Origin of the sequence: Clostridium sp. SGI.024 (assembly GCF_050315195.1) — a bacterium.
Classification (GTDB): domain Bacteria; phylum Bacillota; class Clostridia; order Clostridiales; family Clostridiaceae; genus Clostridium.
Genome location: NZ_JBNPON010000173.1, coordinates 1 through 329 on the forward strand (window position 1 = coordinate 1; position 329 = coordinate 329).

At 36.8% G+C, this 329-nt stretch carries 1 tRNA gene; it reads left to right on the forward strand.

From position 1 onward, the window contains the following. Positions 1-13: 13 nt before the first annotated feature. A tRNA-Ile gene (locus tag ACQRD5_RS17285) sits at positions 14-90 on the forward strand. Positions 91-329: the final 239 nt, after the last annotated feature.

Consider the following 329-nt stretch of genomic DNA (forward strand, 5'->3'; position numbering starts at 1 on the left):
ATCCTCAAAATATGGGTCTATAGCTCAGCTGGTTAGAGCGCACGCCTGATAAGCGTGAGGTCGATGGTTCGAGTCCATTTAGACCCACCATTGTTCTTTGAAAATTGCACATGAATATAAATAACAACAAGCCAAAAATATTCTTTGTGAATAACTTTGTAAATATTTTGATGATACTAATTAGACTAAAGTAAAATTAGTTAGAGTGAGTTTTGTTAGAAACAAGAAGTTCGAGGAGCTGACGAAGGAAACACCGGAGCGTATTTTAATACGTGAGGATTTGACTGAGGAAAGCGACAAAGAAATTCGCCGTTTATAACGAAACGAAA